Consider the following 17,444-nt stretch of genomic DNA (forward strand, 5'->3'; position numbering starts at 1 on the left):
GATGGACATCGGCGTCGTCCTGCAGTGCGACCCGCCCTCCGCGGAGGTCGTCGAGCTGGCGAAGCGCGCGGAGGAACTGGGCTACAGCCACGTGTGGACGTTCGACTCGCACGTGCTGTGGCAGGAGCCGTTCGTCATCTACAGCAAGATCCTCAGCGAGACCCGGCGGGTGGTCGTCGGCCCGATGGTGACCAACCCGGGCACCCGCGACTGGACGGTCATCGCGTCGCAGTTCGCCACCCTCAACGAGATGTACGGCAACCGCACCATCTGCGGCATCGGCCGCGGCGACTCCGCGCTGCGGGTGCTCGGGCTGGCCCCGAACACCCTCGGCGAGCTGCGCGAGAGCGTCGGGATCATCCGGGGGCTCGCCAACGGCGAGAAGGTGACCGTACGCGGCCGCGAGCTCGAGTTCGCCTGGGCGCCGCACAGCCGGCTCGACGTGTGGGTGGCCGCGTACGGTCCCCGGGCCCTGGCCCTGACCGGCGAGGTCGGTGACGGCTACATCCTGCAGCTCGCCGACCCGGACATCGCGGCCTGGATGATCGGGGCGGTCCGGGAGGCCGCCGAGCGGGCGGGCCGCGACCCGGCGGCGATCCGGTTCTGCGTGGCGGCACCGGCGTACGTCGGCGACGACCTCGCCCACCAGCGGGACCAGACCCGCTGGTTCGGCGGGATGGTCGGCAACCACGTCGCCGACATCGTGGCCCGCTACGGCACCGGCGGCGCGGTGCCGCAGGTGCTCACCGACTACATCCAGGGCCGGCAGGGGTACGACTACGCCCAGCACGGGCGGGCCGGCAACGAGCACACCACGTTCGTGCCGGACGAGGTGGTGGACCGCTTCTGCATCCTCGGGCCGGTCGAGAACCACCTGGCCCGGCTCGGCCGGCTGCGCGAGCTGGGCGTCGACCAGTTCGCGCTCTACCTGCAACACGACGACAAGGAAGCGACGCTCGAGGCGTACGGAAAAAGCGTGATTCCGGCGGTCTCATGAGACGCGTCCTCAGCGTCCTCGCCGCGGTGGTGGTGTTCGTGGCCCTGTGGGAGGGCTACAAGGCGGTCGGCGACCCGGACGGGACCGTGCTGTTCGGCACCCGGGTCCTGCCGCGCGCCGACGACCTGTCCATGCCGCACGTCTGGGACATGCTGCGCCGGCTCGGCCGTCCGGAACTCACCGGCGGCCGGCCGGTCTGGCAGGTGGTGCTCGGCGCGTGCCTGTTCACGCTGGGCATCACCGTGGCCGGGTTCGCCGCCGGCGCGGTCGTCGGGCTGCTGCTGGCGGTCGCGATGCAGCGGTTCCGGCTCGTCGAGCGGGGACTGCTGCCGTACGTGATCCTGTCGCAGACCGTGCCGCTGGTGGCGCTCGCGCCGCTGATCGCCGGGTGGAGCGGGAACCTGTCGTTCGGGCCGTACCCGTGGCAGGACTGGATGACGGTCGCGGTGATCGCCGCGTACCTGAGCTTCTTCCCGGTGGCCGTCGGCATGCTGCGCGGCCTCCAGTCGCCGCAGGCGAGCGGGGTGGAGCTGATGCGCAGCTACGCCGCCGGCTGGTGGCGCACGCTGATCAAGCTCCGCCTGCCGGCGGCGCTGCCCTACCTGTTCCCGGCGCTGCGGCTGGCCGGCGCGGCCGCCGTCGTGGGCGCGGTGGTCGGTGAGATCTCCACGGGTACGCGCGGAGGCATCGGCCGCCTGGTCATCGAGTACTCGCGGGAGGCCACCAGCGACCCCGCGAAGGTCTACACCGCCATGCTCGGCGCGGCCCTGCTGGGTCTCGTCGTGGCGGCCCTGGTCAGCCTGCTCGAGCTGCCGCTGATGCGGCACCGGCGCCGAGTCCCGGTGGTGACGATGTGACTGCTGTATCCGTCTCCGGTGTCACCCAGGTCTTCAACCGGGGCCGCCCCGACGAGGTGACCGCCCTGTCCGACGTGGACCTGACGGTCGCGGCCGGCGAGTTCGTCTCGCTCATCGGCCCGTCCGGCTGCGGCAAGAGCACCCTGCTGCGGCTGATCGCCGACCTGCTCGCACCCACCACCGGCACGGTCGAGGTGTCCGGCAAGCCGGCCCGTCAGGCCCGGCTGGAGCAGGCCTACGGGATCGCCTTCCAGCAGGCCGGGCTCTTCGAGTGGCGTACGGTGCAGCGCAACGTCGAACTGCCGCTGGAGCTGCGCGGGCAGTCGAAGGCCGAACGCCGCGAGCGGGCCGCCGAGATGCTGGAGCTGGTCGGGCTCGCCGACTTCGCCGGGCACTATCCCGCGCAGCTGTCCGGCGGCATGCAGCAGCGGGTGGCGATCGCCCGCGCGCTGGCCGTGCATCCGCCGCTGCTGCTCATGGACGAGCCGTTCGGCGCCCTCGACGAGATGACCCGCGAACGCCTGCAGACCGAACTGCTCGCGATCTGCGCGCAGACCGGCACCAGCACCGTCTTCGTCACCCACTCCATCCCCGAGGCGGTGTTCCTCTCCGACCGGGTCGTGGTGATGTCGCCGCGCCCCGGCCGGATCACCGGCACCGTCGGCATCGACCTGCCGGCGCGCGACGAGGCCGTCCGCCAGTCCCCCGACTTCTTCTCCCACGTGACCCTCGTCCGCAAGACCCTGCGCGGTACGCCGTGAGACGCGTCCTGCCGCCGGTGATCGTCGGCGTGCTCGCCCTCGTCGCGTGGGAGCTGACCGTCTCGCTCGGCCGGATCGCGCCGTTCATCCTGCCCGCGCCGTCGGCGATCGGGCACGAGCTGGTCGCCCAGCGCGACAACATCCTCTCCGCCGCGGCGGCCAGCGGCCTCAACGCCCTGATCGGCCTGCTGTGGGGCGCGGCGGCCGGCATCCTGGCCGCCATGGCGGCGAGCCGGTTCCGGCTGCTGGCCGACGTGTCCCTGCCGGTGGCGGCGGTGCTCAACGCGCTGCCGATCATCGCGCTGGCCCCGATCCTCAACAACATGTTCGAGTCCACCTCGAACCTGCCGCGCCGCCTGGTCGCGGGCATCATCGTGTTCTTCCCGGTCTTCGTCAACACGCTGCGCGGGCTGCGCGAGGTGGACCCCACCCACCGCGAGCTGATGACCAGCTACGCGGCGAAGGGCTGGACGTTCACCCGGCTCGTCCGGCTGCCCGGCGCGCTGCCCTTCGTCTTCACCGGCCTGCGACAGGCGTCCTCGCTGGCCGTGATCGCCGCGGTGGTCGCCGAGTACTTCGGCGGCCTGCAGAACGGGCTCGGGTCGCGGATCACCTCCGCGGCCGCGTTCACCGCGTACCCCCGTGCCTGGGCCTTCGTGGTCGGCGCCTGCCTGCTCGGACTGATCTTCTACCTCACCACGCTCCTGCTGGAGCGTCTCGCGATGCCCTGGAAAGCCCGCCTTCTCTCGTAGGAGTTCGTGTGCGTCGTCCCTTGCTGGCCACCCTCGCCGCCGCCGTGCTGACCCTCGCGGCGTGCGGCACGGCCGACACCCCCGCCACCCCGGCCGCCTCCGGCGGCGTCACCCCGATCAAGCTCCAGCTGCAATGGTTCTACCAGGCCCAGTTCGCCGGCTACATCGCCGCGGTGGACCGGGGCTTCTACTCCGAGCAGGGCCTCGACGTCCAGCTGCTGGAGGGCGGCGTCGACATCGTCCCGCAGACCGTGCTCGCCCAGGGCAAGGCCGACTACGCCGTCGCCTGGGTGCCCAAGGCGCTCGCCTCCCGCGAACAGGGCGCGAAGATCACCGACGTCGGCCAGATCTTCGCGCGCTCCGGCACGTACCAGGTGGCCTGGAAGAACAGTGGCATCGCCGGGCCGGCCGACTTCAAGGGCAAGAAGGTCGGCAACTGGGGCTTCGGCAACGAGTTCGAGCTGTTCGCCGGCATGACCAAGGCCGGCCTCGACCCCGGCAGGGACGTCACCCTGGTGCAGCAGCAGTTCGACATGCAGGCGCTGCTGAAGAAGGAGATCGACGCGGCCCAGGCGATGAGCTACAACGAGTACGCCCAGCTGCTCGAGGCGAAGAACCCGGCCACCGGCAAGCTCTACACCGCCGACGACTTCACGGTCATCGACTGGAAGACGAACGGGTCCGCGATGCTCCAGGACGCGGTGTGGGCGAACACGGAGAAGCTCGGCGACCCGGCGTACCAGCAGCAGACGGTGAAGTTCCTGGCCGGCACGATCAAGGGCTGGGCGTACTGCCGCGACAACCCGGAGCAGTGCCGCGACATGGTGGTGGCGAAGGGTTCCAAGCTCGGCAAGAGCCACCAGCTCTGGCAGATGAACGAGGTCAACAAGCTCATCTGGCCGTCGAAGGCCGGCATCGGGCTGATCGACGAGGCCGACTGGAAGCAGACCGTCGACCTCTCCATGACCACGAAGAACCAGACCGGCGACACCGTCCTCACCAAGCAGCCCGAGGGCGTCGCCTACACCAACGACTACGTCCGGAAGGCGCTGGATCAGGCCAAGGCCGCGGGCGTCGACGTCACGGGCGCCGGCTTCAAGCCGAGCACGGTCACCCTGTCGGAGGGCGGCGCCTGAGGATGCCCGCCGGTTCCGGGCCCGGTCGCCGCCACGGCCGGGCCCCTACCGGTACGCCCGGACGAGGGGCAGGAACACCTCGTCGACGATCTGCCTGATGCTCTCCTCGGACAGCGGCCGGAGGGTGAGCAGCGCCTCGCCGCGGAACAGGTCGAACGCCGTGTCGCGGACGCGTTTCGGCAGGTCGGCCGGGGCCTCGCCGCGCTCGGCCGCGCGCTGGAGGATCCGGTCCGTGGCGGTCGGCCGACCCTCCAGGTACCTCTCCCGTACGTCGGCCAGGCTGGTGCCGGTCTCCTCGAAATAGGCGCCGAGGTGCGCGCTGACCAGCGCGATCAGCCCGGCCCGCGCCTCGTTGACCGCGGTGAGCAGCGCGTACATGTCGCCGCGCAGGCTCCCCGTGTCGGGCACCGCCGGCGTGTTGCGCTCGCCGACGTGCTGGATCGCCGCCATCAGCAGCTCGCCCCGGCCCGGCCAGCGCCGGTAGAGCACCGGGCGGCTGGTCCCGGCCCGCTCGGCGACCGCCTCGACGGTGAAGCGCGGATAGCCGCCCTCGCACAGCTGCTCCCACGCCGCGTCCAGGATCGCCTCCTCCAGCTCGGCGCCGCGCCGACGGGTGGCCCGCCCCTCTTGAAGACTCACGCCTGTATCTTATACCGTCGTCATAAGAAACATTGGCGTATCTAAAGGAGGTGCGGGATGGACGACAGAACCGTCTCCCGTACGGCATGGGCCCTGATCATCGGCGGCCTGGCACCGATCTTCGACAGCACGATCGTGGCCATCGCCCTGCGCGACCTGACCACCGACCTGCACGCCCCGGTCGACGAGATCCAGTGGGTGACCACCGCCTACCTGCTGGCCCTGGCCGTCGCGGTCCCCCTGGCCGGCTGGGCGCAGGCCCGGCTCGGCGGCAAGCGGCTCTGGCTGCTCGCGCTGACCGTCTTCCTGGCCGGCTCGGTGCTGTGTGCCTGCGCCTGGGACGCGCCCAGCCTGATCGCGTTCCGGGTGGTCCAGGGCCTCGGCGGCGGCCTGATGCTGCCGCTGATGCAGTCCCTGGTGGTGCAGGCGGCCGGCGGGCGATCCCTGGGCCGGGTGGTCGCGCTGGTCAGCCTCCCGGTCGCCCTCGGGCCGATCCTGGGCCCGGTGCTCGGCGGCGTGATCCTGCACAACCTCACCTGGCCGTGGCTCTTCCTCGTCAACGTCCCGCTCTGCCTCGCCGGCCTCGCCGTCGCCGCCCGCATGCTGCCCGTCGACCCCCGCCCGGGCGCCCCGGGGCCCCGGGGGCGGGCGAGGCTGGACGTGACCGGCCTGCTCCTGCTCGCGCCGGGCCTGGCCGCGGTCCTGCTCGGCCTCTCGAACGTGGCCAAGGGCGGCGGCGCCGGCCGCGCCGACGTGCTCGTCCCGGCCGTCGCCGGCATACTCCTCCTCGCCGGGTTCACCGGCTACGCGCTGCGCCGCGGCGACCGGGCGATCGTCGACGTCCGGCTGCTCGCCGCCGGCTCCCTGCGCTCCGCGACGACGATGCTGGCCTTCAGCGGCGCGGTGCTCTACGGCGCGATGCTGCTGCTGCCCCTCTTCCTCCAGGAGGACCGCGGCCTGAGCGTGCTCGACGCCGCGCTCTTCCTCATCCCCCAGGGCGTCGGCTCCCTGGTGCTGCGCACCCTGGCCGGCAAGCTGACCGACGCGATCGGCGCCCGCTGGGTGGCGGCGGGCGGCTTCACGGTCGTCGCCCTCGGCACCCTCCCGTTCGCCTTCGCCGACGCCGGCACCGGCACCCTCTGGCTGGCCACGGTCCTGTTCGTCCGCGGCCTCGGCCTGGGCGCCGTGCTGATCCCGGTGATGACCGTCGCCTACCTCGGCCTCGACCACGACCGCATCCCCCAGGCCAGCATGATCACCCGCATCGCCCAGCAACTCGGCGGCTCCTTCGGCACCGCGATCATGGCGGTCGTCCTGTCCGGCGCCCGCAACGGCTCGAACCCGGACGGCGCGTTCCGGGCCGCCTTCTGGGTGGCCACCGCCATCTGCGTGGCCGCGATCGGCCTGTCCTTCCTCCTCCCGGCCCGCCCTCCGGCCCCCGACCAGCCACGGCCCGAGAAGAAGGAGGCCCCCGCCCCCGCCCACTGACCCTCGATCCCGCCCCCACCGGCGCGGCACCTCGGACCCCTCGCCGTGGGAGCGGTAACCACAGCGGCCGATCTGCCGATACAGCAATGACGCCGGACGCGATCATGATCATCGCCTATCGGCCTGAGCCGCCCTCGCCCCGCGCGGAGCAGCCGCTTCGCCTCGGCGCGGGCACGCGGGCCGGGACTGGGCGTCAGTGCCGCCGCAGGTTACAGTTGTTTCGGATATCGTCGGCGCGAGGGAGCTGAGATGGCGCGTTCGAGCGTGCTGGGAGAGGCCACCCGGATCGAGCCGAACTCCGAGGATCGTGAACGCGCGGCCGAGATCAGCCGCGCGGGTTCGAACCTCTCGCAGGCGAGCCTCCGGTTGTCCAGCGGGGAGGACATCGCCCTGCCCGCGTCCTTGGCAGCAGTGCTGGTCGCGGCCGCGGGGCAACTGTCGCAGGGGCACGGCGTCACCGTGCTCGCCACCGAAGTTCTTCTGACTCCGGCCGAGGTGGGCGAGTTGCTCGGCCTGTCCCGTCCGTTCGTGGCCAGGCTGCTGGACGCCGGCGAGATCCCCTCGGAGCACCTGCCCGACAGCAGACACCGTGTGGTGCGTTTGGTGGACGTGCTGGAGTTCCAGGCGCGCAGGGAACGCCGGCGGGCAGGCCGCCGCAGGCTTGCCGATGCCGCCCAGGCCGCGGACCTTCCCTACTGAAAGCCGAGGCGATCTCGATGGCCAGAGCCTTCGTCGATACCAACGCCCTGTCCCGTTCTCGGTCATGGATCTCCTGCTCGCCCTGACCGAGGACGGCGTGCACGACGTGCTGTGAACCCAGGCGCTGCTCGCCGAACGGGAGCGGGTCATCGTGCGTGCACGACGCCGGTCCGCCGCCTCCGCCGCGGCGATCACCTCCGCGAGCCGCTGACTCCGGCCGAGTTGGCTGACTCGTGTCCAAAGCCGGCGTGCCGGCGTTCGCTCAACGACTGCAGGTGATGCTGGCGGACCGGGAGGACTGAGAGGGCCGGGCTGGATGCCCCCGGCGGAGCCTTCGCGGGCTGCTCTTCGTAGGCAGGCGGGCGGCTACGCGGAGACGAGGCGGGCGGCGAGGGCCACGGCGGTCAGGTCGCCGTCGCGCAGGCGGGTGGCGGCGTCCGGTTCGCCCAGGCCGGCCAGGCGCTCGGCCGCCGTTCGGATCAGGCGGTCGTCGCCGTTGAGGAGCTTGCGGGCCAGGTTGGCCTGGATCGGGCTCAGCTCGGCGTACGCGCACTTGTCCAGCGCCGCGATGGTCTCCTCGTCGAGGGTGCCGGCGAGGGCGCGTTCGGTCACGATGCGTAACAGCCAGGCCGGCCACCAGCTGTAGCGGCCGATCAGGTTTCCGGAGCGTACGGCCTCCGCGGGCGTCTGGCCGCCCTGCAACAGCCGCAGGGTGAGCGGGATGTCGAAGCGTTCCCGGCGCAGCGCCGTCACGAAGAGGCGTTGCAGCTTCGCGGCGCCGATCAGGGGTTCCGCCGCGGCCGCCGCCTCGCCGTAGTCGCCGCGCAGGGCCGACAGGACGACGGCCGCCTCCTCGGTGGAGATGGCCGAGCCGGTCGAGCGGTCCTCGATGCGGGCCAGGGTGTCGGCGAGGCGGTCGATGGCCTCCCGGGCGTACTCCCGGCGCTCCTCGTTCGCGGGCCGTTCCAGGTAGCGGACCACCGTGTCGGCCGCGTTCTGCACCTCGCGGCGCAGCAGCGGGGCCTTGATCTGCGGCAACAGCAGCTCACCGAAGCCCTCGACCAGGTACGCCCGGTCGAAACGGTCCGACTCCGCCAGGAATCCCGCCCACCAGGACGCCAGGTGCCGCTCCACCCTCCCAGGGTGGCGGACGGGCACGGCGGATGGGGCCCAAACGCCCGACGTCACCCGGCAAAGCACGTCCCGGACCGCCCGCCCGGGCGCGGCCGGCTCCCGGTGGACGGGGCCGGCCGCGCCGGGAGTGCGGGCGGTCAGTCTCCGGACGGGGTCAGGACGACCGTGTCCGAGCCGCTCTGCGGCGGGGTGCCGGAGTCCGTGTACTCCGCCACGAACACCGCCGTCAGGTTGTCGGCGCCGGCGTGGCCGCCGTCGACGAACGTGGTGATGGAGCCGGAGCAGCCGGACGCCGTGGAGAGCGGGTGGCCGTGCTGGTCGTGGCCCAGGACGTAGGTCACCGTCACGCGGGAGCAGTCGACCGGCTGGTCGTCGGTCACGGTGACCCGGAAGTCGACCGTGTCACCGAACTCGAACGGCTGGCCCTCCGTGGGCGTCACCAGGCTCACCCGCGGTGCGAGGGTGCCGACCGGCAGGATCACCTCGGCGGACGCCCAGCGGCCGGTCGGGTCGGTGACCTTGAGGGTCGGCCGGTAGTTGCCGTTCGCGGTGAACGTGTGGACCGCGTTCGGCTGCCGGGAGTCGACCACGCCGTCGGCGTCGAAGTCCCAGGCGTAGCGGAGGCTGTCGCCGTCCGGGTCGACGGTGCCGGCGCTGGAGAAGGTCACCGTCAGGGGTGCCTGCCCGCTCGTCGGCGTCGCCGTGATCTTCGGGATCGGGCTGCGGTTGCCGCGTACGTAGTCGATGCGGGCCAGCTGCGCCTCGGGGTTCTCCGAGAAGTAGCCGTCGCCGTACTCGAGCACGTAGAGCGAGCCGTCCGGGCCGAACTCGAGGTCCATCGGGTTGTCGAAGACGATCGAGGGCAGCACCGGCTTGATCGAGGTCACCTCGTTGGCCGGCCCCAGCGTGAACTCCTTGACGTAGTCGCGGGTCCACTCGAAGAACAGCGGCTTGCCGTCGTAGTACTCGGGCCACTTGGTCGCCGAGGTGCTGGCGGCGTCGTAGTCGTACGCCGGGCCGCCCATCGGGCCGATGCCGCCGGTGCCCAGCTCGGGGAACTGCGCGCTGGGGCCGTACGTGTAGACGACCTCGGCCTTCTCCACCGGTGGCAGCTCGCGCTTGCCGGTGTTGTGCGGTGAGTCGTTCACCGGCGCCGCGCAGTTGAACGGCGCGCCCGAGGTCCGGGTGGCGAAGTCGAAGTCCACGTAGGGCATGTCCGGCGCCACGCAGTACGGCCACCCGTAGTTCGCGGGCTTGTCGATGGCCGCCCAGCGCCCGTGCCCGGCGGGTCCGCGCTGCGGGTTGGGGTTCTGCGCGTCCGGCGAGTAGTCACCGACGTACACGACGCCGGTCTGCTTGTCGACGGCGAAGCGGAACGGGTTGCGCAGGCCCATCGCGTAGATCTCGGGGCGGGTGTACGCCGTACCCGGCTTGAAGAGGTTGCCCTTCGGGATCCGGTAGCCGCCGTTGCCGGTGACCTTGATCCGCAGGATCTTGCCCCGCAGGTCGTTGGTGTTGGCGGCGGTGCGCTGCGCGTCGAAGGCCGGGTTGCGGTCCGGCCGCTCGTCGATCGGCACGTAGCCGTCGGAGGCGAACGGGTTGGTGTCGTCGCCGGTGGACAGGTAGAGGTTGCCGGCCGCGTCGAAATCGATCTTGCCGCCGACGTGGCAGCAGATGCCGCGGTCGGTGGGCACCTCGAGGATCTTCTGCTCCGAGCCGAGCGCCAGGGTGTTGCCGTTCAGCTTGAAGCGCGACAGCCGCAGGACGCCCTTGAACCGGGCGAAGTCCGCGGCGGTGCCCTGCTCCGGCGCGTCCCCCTCGTTGACGCCGGGCGTCGCCGGGTCGTCGGACGGCGTGTTGAGCGGTGGCGAGTAGTAGATGTAGACCCACTTGTTCGCCGCGAATCCGGGGTCGATCGCGATGCCCTGCACGCCCTCCTCGTCGTGCTGGTAGACCGGAATCGTGGCGGCGAGGACGTTGCGGCCGCTCTTCGGGTCGTTGATGCGTACCTCACCCTTGCGGGACGTGTGCAGCACGCGCTTGTCGGGCAGGACCGCCAGGGCGATCGGCTCGCCGGGGAAGTCGTTGAGCGTCACCTTCTGGAAGTCGGAGTCGGGCGGTGCGGCGGCGGGCGCGGCCCCGACCGGGGCCGCGGGCGCCATCAGGGCGGTCGCGACGAGCGCGAGCGCGGGTACGGCGGTGAGCATTCGCTTCACGGGTGTCCCCTCTAGAACCGCAGGTTGGCGAGGAAGTCGTAACCGATCTCCGCGGTGACCAGCGCGTCGGCCGGGGTCCGCGGCGGGGTGCCGGCGTCGTCGCGTTCCACGATGTACTCGACCAGGCCGGCCTCGCGGGAGTGCTCGAAGATCCGCGCGAAGTCGATGAGGCCGGCGCCCGGGTCGGTCATGCCACCCGAGTTGGCGAGGTCCTTGACGTGCACCTGCCGGATCCGGCCGCGGTGCTGGTGGATGAGGTCGACGGGGTCGTGGGCGCCGCGGATGGCCCAGAACAGGTCCACCTCGAGGTGGACCAGGCCGGGGTCGGTCTCGCGGGTCAGGATGTCGAACCCGGTACGGGTGCCGCCGTCCTGCCGCGCGAACTCGTTCTGGTGGTTGTGGTATCCGAAGCTCAGCCCGTGCTTGCGGGCGAGCGCCCCGGCCTGGTTGAGGTCCTTGGCGAAGGCCTTGTAGACCGCGCTGTCGCGGACCGGCTGGCCGTTCGACGCCTGGCCGAACCACGGGTGCACGATGTAGGTGTTGCCGACGATCCGGGCGTCCTCGAGCGTGGCCTCCCACGCCGCCGCGTTGAACGGCTGCGGGATGCTGGCGTGCCCGGACGTGGCGCGCACCCCGGCCCGGTCGAGCGCGGCGCGGAACTGGGTGGCCGTGCGCCCGACGAAGCCGGCGTGCTCGACCCGGGTGTAGCCGATCTCGGCCAGCTCGGCGAGGCTTCCGTCGAGGTCGATGGCGAGCTGGTCGCGCAGCGTGTAGAGCTGCACGCTGATCTTGTCGAGCGGGACGCGGGACGGGCGTCCCCCCTTGCCGTGCGCCTCGGCGGGGCCGGCGGCGAGGGCGCCGGTGCCGATCGCGGCGGCGCCCACTGCCGCGGCGCCCAGTAGGTTCCTGCGGCTGACGGTGGTCTCGTTCTGCATCGCTTGCACTGCCTCCCGGTCGATGGTGCGGGAACGGCGTGGGCACGCCGAAGCGGCCGATCAGGCAGCGGCCCGCGGGCCACGTGCCACGCCGGAGCACGTGTCTTGCATCGAGGTCCTTCGCTGACTGATGTTAATCACAGGTTTCGCTGCCGTGGCGAAAAGAATCTTCGAAAAATCCAAAAGTTTCGACGCGCCCGGCGATAAGTCCCCGCCAAAGGCATCTAGCCCGACCATGCGGACATGACGGGCATTCGGCGATCTTTCCGGGGCTCAGCCGCCGGTGAGGGCCCGCTGCCGGGAGCTGAGCAGCGTGGTGAGGGCCGTCGCGGAGAGCGGGCGCGACAGGTGGTAGCCCTGACCGAAGCAGTATCCGAGGGCGCGCAGCTGCTCGGCCTGCGCCTCGCTCTCGATGCCCTCGGCGACCGCCTCGAGGCCCAGCGCCCCGGCCAGCTGCACCACGGCACGGGCGACGGCCTGGCGGGCGTCCCGCGCGGCGGCGTCCGCGTCGTCGATCTCGATGCCGTCCACGAAGGACTTGTCCAGCTTCACGATCGCCGTCGGGAACGCGCGGAGCAGGCTCAGCGAGGACTCGCCCGTACCGAAGTCGTCGAGCGCGAGGCGCACGCCCGCCTGGTCCAGGTCGTGCAGCGTACGGGAGACCTGACTGCCGCGGAGCACGGCGGACTCGGTCAGCTCCAGCACCAGGCGGTCGGAGGTCAGGCCGTGGCCGTCGAGGGTGGCCAGCACATGAGCGACGAAGCCGGGGTCGTGCAGCTGGCGCGCGGACACGTTGACGCCGGCGTGCCCCGGCGCCGCCGGGCCGAACTCGGCCAGCCACGCCGCGAGCTGCCGGCACGTCCGGTCCAGCACGAAGCGCCCGAGGTCCGCGATGAGGCCGGTGCGCTCCGCCGCCGGGATGAAGTCGCCCGGCATGACGAGGCCGCGCTCCGGGTGGTTCCAGCGCACCAGCGACTCGACGCCCACCACCCTCCCGGTGTCCAGCGCCACGATCGGCTGGTAGACGACCTCCAGCTCGTCCTGGTCGAGCGCGCGGCGCAGCTCGCCGCCGAGCCGCATGTGCGCCAGGACCGGCTCGGCCATCCCGGGCAGGAAGCGCACGTAGCCGGCCTTGCCACGCTGCTTGGCCGCGTACATGGCGACGTCGGCCTCGCGCAGCACGGTGTCGACCGTGGCGCCCGGCTCGGCGGTGGCGATGCCGATGCTGGCCTGCATCAGCAGCCGGTGCTGGCTGATCGGGGACGTCAGCGCGTCCAGGATCCGCTGCGCTACGGTCTCCCCCACGGTCGTGCCGCCGGTCAGCAGCACGGCGAACTCGTCGCCCCCGATGCGTACGGGCAGACCCTCTCCCGCCTGCTCCCGCAGCATCCCGGCGAGCGACACCAGCAGCTCGTCGCCGACGTCGTGGCCGAGCGAGTCGTTGACGGTCTTGAAGTCGTCGAGGTCGACGAGCAGCACCGTGGCGCCCCGGCCCCCGGCGAGCGCGGCGTGCAGCCGGTCGCGGAACATCGCCCGGTTGGCGAGGCCGGTCAGGCTGTCGTGGCTGACCTGGTGCTGGAGCCGTTCCTCGTGGGCCCGGATGTCGTGCAGCAGCCGCGCGTTGTCCCGGAACGCCACGAACTGGCGTACCACCACCAGCACGCTGACCACCACGGCGGCGACCAGCACGATCCGGTCGGGCCAGCGCACCTCGCCCGCGGCGATGGCCACCAGCGGCACGTCGACCGCGGCGACCGCGAGGTAGGGCAACAGCGACGGCGACGAGCGGCGCGACGTCCGGCGGGGGCGCAGGACGGCCGACCACTGCGCGCGTACGGCGAGCACCAGCAGCAGCGGCGCCAGCGGCAGCACCACCGCCTGCGACGGCGGCCCGCCCGCGTCGCCGTACGTGGTGGCGAGCACGGCCACCCCGGCCGCGGTCAGGCCGATGCCCGCGACCAGGCGCAGGGCGGTGGGGTCGACCGGCCCGCCGCCGAGGTACGACACCTTGGTGATGGAGACGACCGACATCAGGAACGCCAGGCCGACCAGGGCGAGGGTCTGCGGGCTCCAGCGCTCCTCGGCGGTGATCATCGGGGCCATCCCGAAGTACCAGAGCAGCGTCGAGCAGCCGAGGAAGGCGATCGTCCGGTCGAGGGTCCGGCGGCGGCGCTCGCCGGGGCCGGTGGCGCCCACCGGCACCCGCGCGACGGCCCACATCGCCAGCCCGAAGCCGAGCGCGATGGTGGCGGCGGCCGGGACCGTCATGTCGGGCGGGTCGTCGCCGGTCGTGTAGCGGATGGCGTTGACCGCCATGTGCACGTACCCGACCGTCATGAAGGCCGCACCGATCAGGAGCCCGCGCCAGAAGCGGCCGGCGACCGGCTCGGGCCGGACGATGCGCCACAGCCGGTGCAGCGCGACGACCGCCACCATCCCGCCGAGCGGCACGGCCACGTACCCGAGCCAGACCGGCCCGGCGCCGACGGTCGACCACAGCAGGAACCATCCGGAGCTGGCGAGCACGAGGGCGGACACGATCCACCCGTAGCGCTGGGGTACGCGCCTGTCCTCACCCATGACCGTTCGATCGGCCGTACCGCGGCACGCGTTAGGAAATGGATCGGCCGAAAGACAGAGGGCCGCGCGGCAAGGCCGGTCCCCGGTCTGATGCGCCGCCGGTGGGCGTACGGCGATGCTGGCTGCACTGTGCCGGCCGAGCTCTCAGGGGGAAACATGACGTCCGGGCCGTACTCTTCCGACACCGCGCCGCTGGTGCACTCGGATGTGCTCGTCCTCGACTACCTGGCGGCGCTCTGGGCCGCCACCGACGATCTCGAGCCGGAGCTGCGCGACGAGCTGATGACCACGGTCGCCGACTACATCGCGATGCGGCGGGCGGCGAACGGGCCCGTGCCGGACCACGCGCAGATCCTGCACCGCCTGGGGCCGCCGGAGGCGCTGGCCGCCGCGGCCCGGCGCGGGCGGGTGCCCGCGCACCTGCGGCGGCCCAGCCGCGAGCCGGTGGCGCCGATGCCGGCGCCTCCGCAGCCCTCGGCGGGCGGGGAGTACGCGGGCATCGCCCTGCTCAGCGCGGGCTCGGTGATGCTGCCGGTGATCGGCCCGTTCGCCGGGATGCTGCTGGTCTCGGGCTCGGCCCGGTGGAGCACCGCGCAGAAGACCGCGGCGTGGGTCCTGTCCGGCGGGCCGGTGCTGCTGGCGTTCGTCCTCGTGGTGCTCAGCGCGATGGTCGGCGGCGGCGCGGAGAGCCTGATGGTCGGCTACCTGATGATGGTCGCCGGCGGTTTCGTCGCCGCCCTGTCGCTGCTGCCCGGGCTCACCGCACGGCGGCACTACCCGCAGGGTTACTGAGAGCCGGCGGCCGGGCCGAGCAACGGGTCGGTCAGCAGGTTCTCGAAGGCCAGTTCCGCCGCGCCGATCAGTGGCGCGTCCGGGCCGAGGGCGCCGGCGCGCAGCTGGAGATGCTCGCGGGAGGCCGGGAGCGCCATCGTGTCGACGCGGTGGCGCACCGTTCCGGCGGCGGCGGCGTACACCTCGCGCAGGGTGCCGCCGAAGACGACGATGTCCGGGTTGAAGACGTTCACCAGGTTGGCCACGCCGAAGCCCAGCCAGTCCGCGACCCCGTGCAGCGCGTCGCGGGCGGTGCTGTCGCCGAGCGCGGCCGCCCGGACGACCGCGAGCGCGCTGGTGCCGGGTGGGGCCGCCGCCCGGCGCAGCAGCGCCGCCACCCCCACCTCGGTCTCCCAGCAGCCGCGGGAGCCGCAGCCGCAGCGCCGGCCGTGCGGGTGGACCACCATGTGGCCCACCTTGCCGCTGCGCCCGCCGTGCCCGGTGACGAGCCGGCCGCCGGTCACGATGCCGGCGCTGACGCCGAGGTCGCCGTGCAGGTAGACGAGGTCGTCCACGCCGGCCGCGACGCCGCGGGTGTGCTCGGCGAGCGCGGCGATGTCGGCGAGGTCGCCCCAGACGAAGCCGCGCCGGCCGGGCCCGTCGCCGACCAGCGCCGCGTCCAGCGCCACCGCGAAGGTCTCGTCCCCGCCGGTCACGTGCACCGTGCCGTCGTCGTCGCGGGTGGTGTCGGCGACGGCCGCGGCGCCGCCCGCGCAGAACGCGTCCGCGGCCAGCTCCCGCTCGGACTCGCGGATCAGGGCGGCGACCGCCGGCACCGCGTCGAGCAGGGCGGAGCCGTGCGGGCGGGGCGCCTCCCGCAGGTCGAGGATGCGGCCGCCCAGACCGATCCGGGCCACCCGCAGGCGCTCCGGCTCGACGCTGACCGCGGTGGCGTAGACCCGGACCGAGCGGGGGCTCACCACCAGCGACGGCCGGCCCGCCCGCCGGGGGGTGGTGGGCACCTCCTCGGTGACCAGGCCCGAGGCGACGAGCTCGGCGGCCAGCGCGCCGATGGTGCTGCGGTTCAGGCCGAGGCGGCCGGTCAGCTCCGCGCGCGAGGTGGGGCCGTGCAGGTGGACGTAGCGCAGCATCGCGCCCAGGTTCTGGCGGCGGATCTCCTCCTGGCCGGCGGCGGGCGGCGGCGGGGCGGGTGGCTGCTGCGGGTCGGGCGCCGGGGCGGAGCCGGCCCGGCGCAGGGCGCGCCGCAGCGGGGTGACCACGGGCGGGGCCTCCTAGCGCGCGGGCGGAAACGGCGAAGGGTCCCCGGAGACGGACTCCGGGGACCCCAAGGGCCGTCAGTTACCTAACGGAATTACTTGGTGAGCGGCGCGAGCTTCGGGTCGTTCGCGTACGCCTCGGCCGCGTTGTCCTTGGTGACGGCGACCGGCGGGAGCAGGTACGTCGGGACGATCTTGCTCTTGTTGTCGTACGACTTGGTGTCGTTGATCTGCGGCTCGGTACCGGCCTGGAGGGCCTTGACCATGTTGATGGTCTCCTTCACCAGGTTCCGGGTGTCCTTGTTGATCGTCATGTACTGCTCGCCCTTCATGATCGACTTGATCGACTCCACCTCGGAGTCCTGACCAGTCACGACCGGGACGGGCTTGTTGCGGCTCTTGATCGACTGGATGATCGCGCGGGCCAGCGTGTCGTTCGGCGAGAGGACGCCGTCGATCGCCTTGCTGCCGTACGTCGAGGTGAGCAGCTGGTCCATGCGGGCCTGCGCACCCTCGGCCTTCCAGCCCTGGATGGCGATCGACTTGAAGTCCTTCTGACCCGAGCCGACCACGACGTTGCCCTTGTCGATCTCCGGCTTGAGCACGTCCATCGCGCCGTTGAAGAACACGGTGGCGTTGTTGTCGTCCGGCGAGCCGGCGAAGAGCTCGACGGTGTACGGGCCGGCCGGCTTCTTCTTCTTCATGCCGTCCAGCAGGGCCTGGCCCTGGAGCTGGCCGACCTTGAAGTTGTCGAACGCGACGTAGTAGTCGAGGTCCGGCGTGTTCAGGATCAGGCGGTCGTACGCGATGACCTTGGCACCGGCGGCGTGCGCGGCGGCGACCTGGGTCGACAGCTGCGCGGCGTCGGTCGCGCCGATGACGATGGCCTTCGCGCCCTTGGTGACCATGGCGGTGATCTGGGCCTGCTGGTCGGCGACCGTGGTCGACGCGCCGGCGTACTGCACGTCGCTGGTGAAGCCGGCCTCCTTCAGGCCGCTGGTGAACAGGTCACCGGCGAGGACCCAGTTCTCCGAGGTCTTCGCGGGCAGCGCGACCCCGATGAGGGAGTTCGCGGCGAAGCCCTTGGCACCGGAGCCGCTCGAGTCCGTGCCCTTGCTGTCGTCGCGGCCGGAGCCGCAGGCCGTCAAGGCCAGCACGGCGATGGCGCCGACGGCCACCGACTTGCCGAAGAAGTTGCGCAT

15 protein-coding genes are annotated in these 17,444 nt (G+C 72.3%); 8 read left to right on the forward strand and 7 right to left on the reverse strand.

Annotated features, from left to right (window positions below; genetic code table 11):
- Position 1 precedes the first annotated feature (1 nt).
- The 5 genes from CLV70_RS24180 to CLV70_RS24200 are packed head-to-tail and all read left to right on the forward strand — an operon-like array spanning position 2 to position 4,503.
- Positions 2–997, forward strand: a complete 996-nt coding sequence (locus CLV70_RS24180) for a TIGR03842 family LLM class F420-dependent oxidoreductase (protein WP_106128879.1) — start codon at positions 2–4, stop codon at positions 995–997.
- Positions 994–1,854 (forward strand): ABC transporter permease, encoded by an 861-nt coding sequence (locus CLV70_RS24185; RefSeq protein WP_106128880.1) that lies wholly within the window; start codon positions 994–996, stop codon positions 1,852–1,854. Before CLV70_RS24180 ends, CLV70_RS24185 begins: the two co-directional genes overlap by 4 nt.
- Entirely contained in the window at positions 1,851–2,615 is a 765-nt protein-coding gene (locus CLV70_RS24190; RefSeq protein WP_106128881.1) for an ABC transporter ATP-binding protein, read from the forward strand. Before CLV70_RS24185 ends, CLV70_RS24190 begins: the two co-directional genes overlap by 4 nt.
- Positions 2,612–3,367 (forward strand): ABC transporter permease, encoded by a 756-nt coding sequence (locus tag CLV70_RS24195; RefSeq protein ID WP_106128882.1) that lies wholly within the window; start codon positions 2,612–2,614, stop codon positions 3,365–3,367. The genes CLV70_RS24190 and CLV70_RS24195 overlap by 4 nt, the downstream gene beginning before the upstream one ends.
- Before the next feature lie 8 nt (positions 3,368–3,375).
- On the forward strand, positions 3,376–4,503 hold the full coding sequence (locus CLV70_RS24200; RefSeq protein WP_106128883.1) for an ABC transporter substrate-binding protein: 1,128 nt from the start codon (positions 3,376–3,378) through the stop codon (positions 4,501–4,503).
- Positions 4,504–4,548: 45 nt separating this feature from the next.
- Here CLV70_RS24200 and CLV70_RS24205 read toward each other — a convergent pair whose 3' ends face one another.
- Positions 4,549–5,142, reverse strand: a complete 594-nt coding sequence (locus CLV70_RS24205) for a TetR/AcrR family transcriptional regulator (RefSeq protein WP_106128884.1) — start codon at positions 5,140–5,142, stop codon at positions 4,549–4,551.
- Positions 5,143–5,199: 57 nt separating this feature from the next.
- On the opposite strand from CLV70_RS24205, the gene CLV70_RS24210 reads away from it, so the two are divergent.
- The gene (locus CLV70_RS24210; protein WP_106128885.1) at positions 5,200–6,630 is read left to right on the forward strand and encodes an MDR family MFS transporter; all 1,431 of its coding nucleotides are present in this window, start codon (positions 5,200–5,202) and stop codon (positions 6,628–6,630) included.
- 249 nt (positions 6,631–6,879) lie between these two features.
- Positions 6,880–7,329 carry a helix-turn-helix domain-containing protein gene (locus tag CLV70_RS24215; protein WP_106128886.1) on the forward strand — a complete coding sequence of 150 codons (450 nt, stop codon included), beginning with the start codon at positions 6,880–6,882 and terminating at the stop codon, positions 7,327–7,329.
- A 366-nt stretch (positions 7,330–7,695) separates the two neighbouring features.
- On the opposite strand, the gene CLV70_RS24220 is transcribed toward CLV70_RS24215, so the two are convergent.
- The 4 genes from CLV70_RS24220 to CLV70_RS24235 form a co-directional block, all read right to left on the reverse strand.
- Positions 7,696–8,463 carry a hypothetical protein gene (locus tag CLV70_RS24220; RefSeq protein WP_245908428.1) on the reverse strand — a complete coding sequence of 256 codons (768 nt, stop codon included), beginning with the start codon at positions 8,461–8,463 and terminating at the stop codon, positions 7,696–7,698.
- Positions 8,464–8,600: 137 nt separating this feature from the next.
- Positions 8,601–10,670 (reverse strand): PQQ-dependent sugar dehydrogenase, encoded by a 2,070-nt coding sequence (locus tag CLV70_RS24225; RefSeq protein ID WP_106128887.1) that lies wholly within the window; start codon positions 10,668–10,670, stop codon positions 8,601–8,603.
- 20 nt (positions 10,671–10,690) lie between these two features.
- Complete coding sequence (locus CLV70_RS24230) at positions 10,691–11,614, reverse strand: sugar phosphate isomerase/epimerase family protein (RefSeq protein WP_106128888.1); 924 nt, start codon at positions 11,612–11,614, stop codon at positions 10,691–10,693.
- A 273-nt stretch (positions 11,615–11,887) separates the two neighbouring features.
- On the reverse strand, positions 11,888–14,194 hold the full coding sequence (locus CLV70_RS24235) for a putative bifunctional diguanylate cyclase/phosphodiesterase (RefSeq protein WP_106128889.1): 2,307 nt from the start codon (positions 14,192–14,194) through the stop codon (positions 11,888–11,890).
- A 156-nt stretch (positions 14,195–14,350) separates the two neighbouring features.
- On the opposite strand from CLV70_RS24235, the gene CLV70_RS24240 reads away from it, so the two are divergent.
- Positions 14,351–14,986 carry an HAAS signaling domain-containing protein gene (locus tag CLV70_RS24240; protein WP_106128890.1) on the forward strand — a complete coding sequence of 212 codons (636 nt, stop codon included), beginning with the start codon at positions 14,351–14,353 and terminating at the stop codon, positions 14,984–14,986.
- On the opposite strand, the gene CLV70_RS24245 is transcribed toward CLV70_RS24240, so the two are convergent.
- Positions 14,980–16,116, reverse strand: a complete 1,137-nt coding sequence (locus CLV70_RS24245; RefSeq protein ID WP_106129046.1) for an ROK family transcriptional regulator — start codon at positions 16,114–16,116, stop codon at positions 14,980–14,982. The two genes, CLV70_RS24240 and CLV70_RS24245, sit on opposite strands and share 7 nt — an antisense overlap.
- Before the next feature lie 221 nt (positions 16,117–16,337).
- Positions 16,338–17,444, reverse strand: coding sequence for a substrate-binding domain-containing protein (locus CLV70_RS24250; protein ID WP_106128891.1), 1,107 nt, complete (start codon positions 17,442–17,444; stop codon positions 16,338–16,340).

Origin of the sequence: Pseudosporangium ferrugineum (assembly GCF_003002065.1) — a bacterium.
GTDB lineage: Bacteria > Actinomycetota > Actinomycetes > Mycobacteriales > Micromonosporaceae > Actinoplanes > Actinoplanes ferrugineus_A.

Excerpts from the sequence above, each read along its gene's own strand:
- CLV70_RS24215 (WP_106128886.1), top strand. The coding sequence starts at position 6,880 with ATGGCGCGTTCGAGCGTGCTGGGAGAGGCCACCCGGATCGAGCCGAAC.
- CLV70_RS24240 (WP_106128890.1), top strand. The coding sequence starts at position 14,351 with ATGACGTCCGGGCCGTACTCTTCCGACACCGCGCCGCTGGTGCACTCG.
- CLV70_RS24210 (WP_106128885.1), top strand. The coding sequence starts at position 5,200 with ATGGACGACAGAACCGTCTCCCGTACGGCATGGGCCCTGATCATCGGC.
- CLV70_RS24180 (WP_106128879.1), top strand. The coding sequence starts at position 2 with ATGGACATCGGCGTCGTCCTGCAGTGCGACCCGCCCTCCGCGGAGGTC.
- CLV70_RS24245 (WP_106129046.1), bottom strand. The coding sequence starts at position 16,116 with ATGCTGCGCTACGTCCACCTGCACGGCCCCACCTCGCGCGCGGAGCTG.
- CLV70_RS24235 (WP_106128889.1), bottom strand. The coding sequence starts at position 14,194 with ATGGGTGAGGACAGGCGCGTACCCCAGCGCTACGGGTGGATCGTGTCC.
- CLV70_RS24225 (WP_106128887.1), bottom strand. The coding sequence starts at position 10,670 with ATGCTCACCGCCGTACCCGCGCTCGCGCTCGTCGCGACCGCCCTGATG.
- CLV70_RS24185 (WP_106128880.1), top strand. The coding sequence starts at position 994 with ATGAGACGCGTCCTCAGCGTCCTCGCCGCGGTGGTGGTGTTCGTGGCC.
- CLV70_RS24230 (WP_106128888.1), bottom strand. The coding sequence starts at position 11,614 with ATGCAGAACGAGACCACCGTCAGCCGCAGGAACCTACTGGGCGCCGCG.
- CLV70_RS24250 (WP_106128891.1), bottom strand. The coding sequence starts at position 17,444 with ATGCGCAACTTCTTCGGCAAGTCGGTGGCCGTCGGCGCCATCGCCGTG.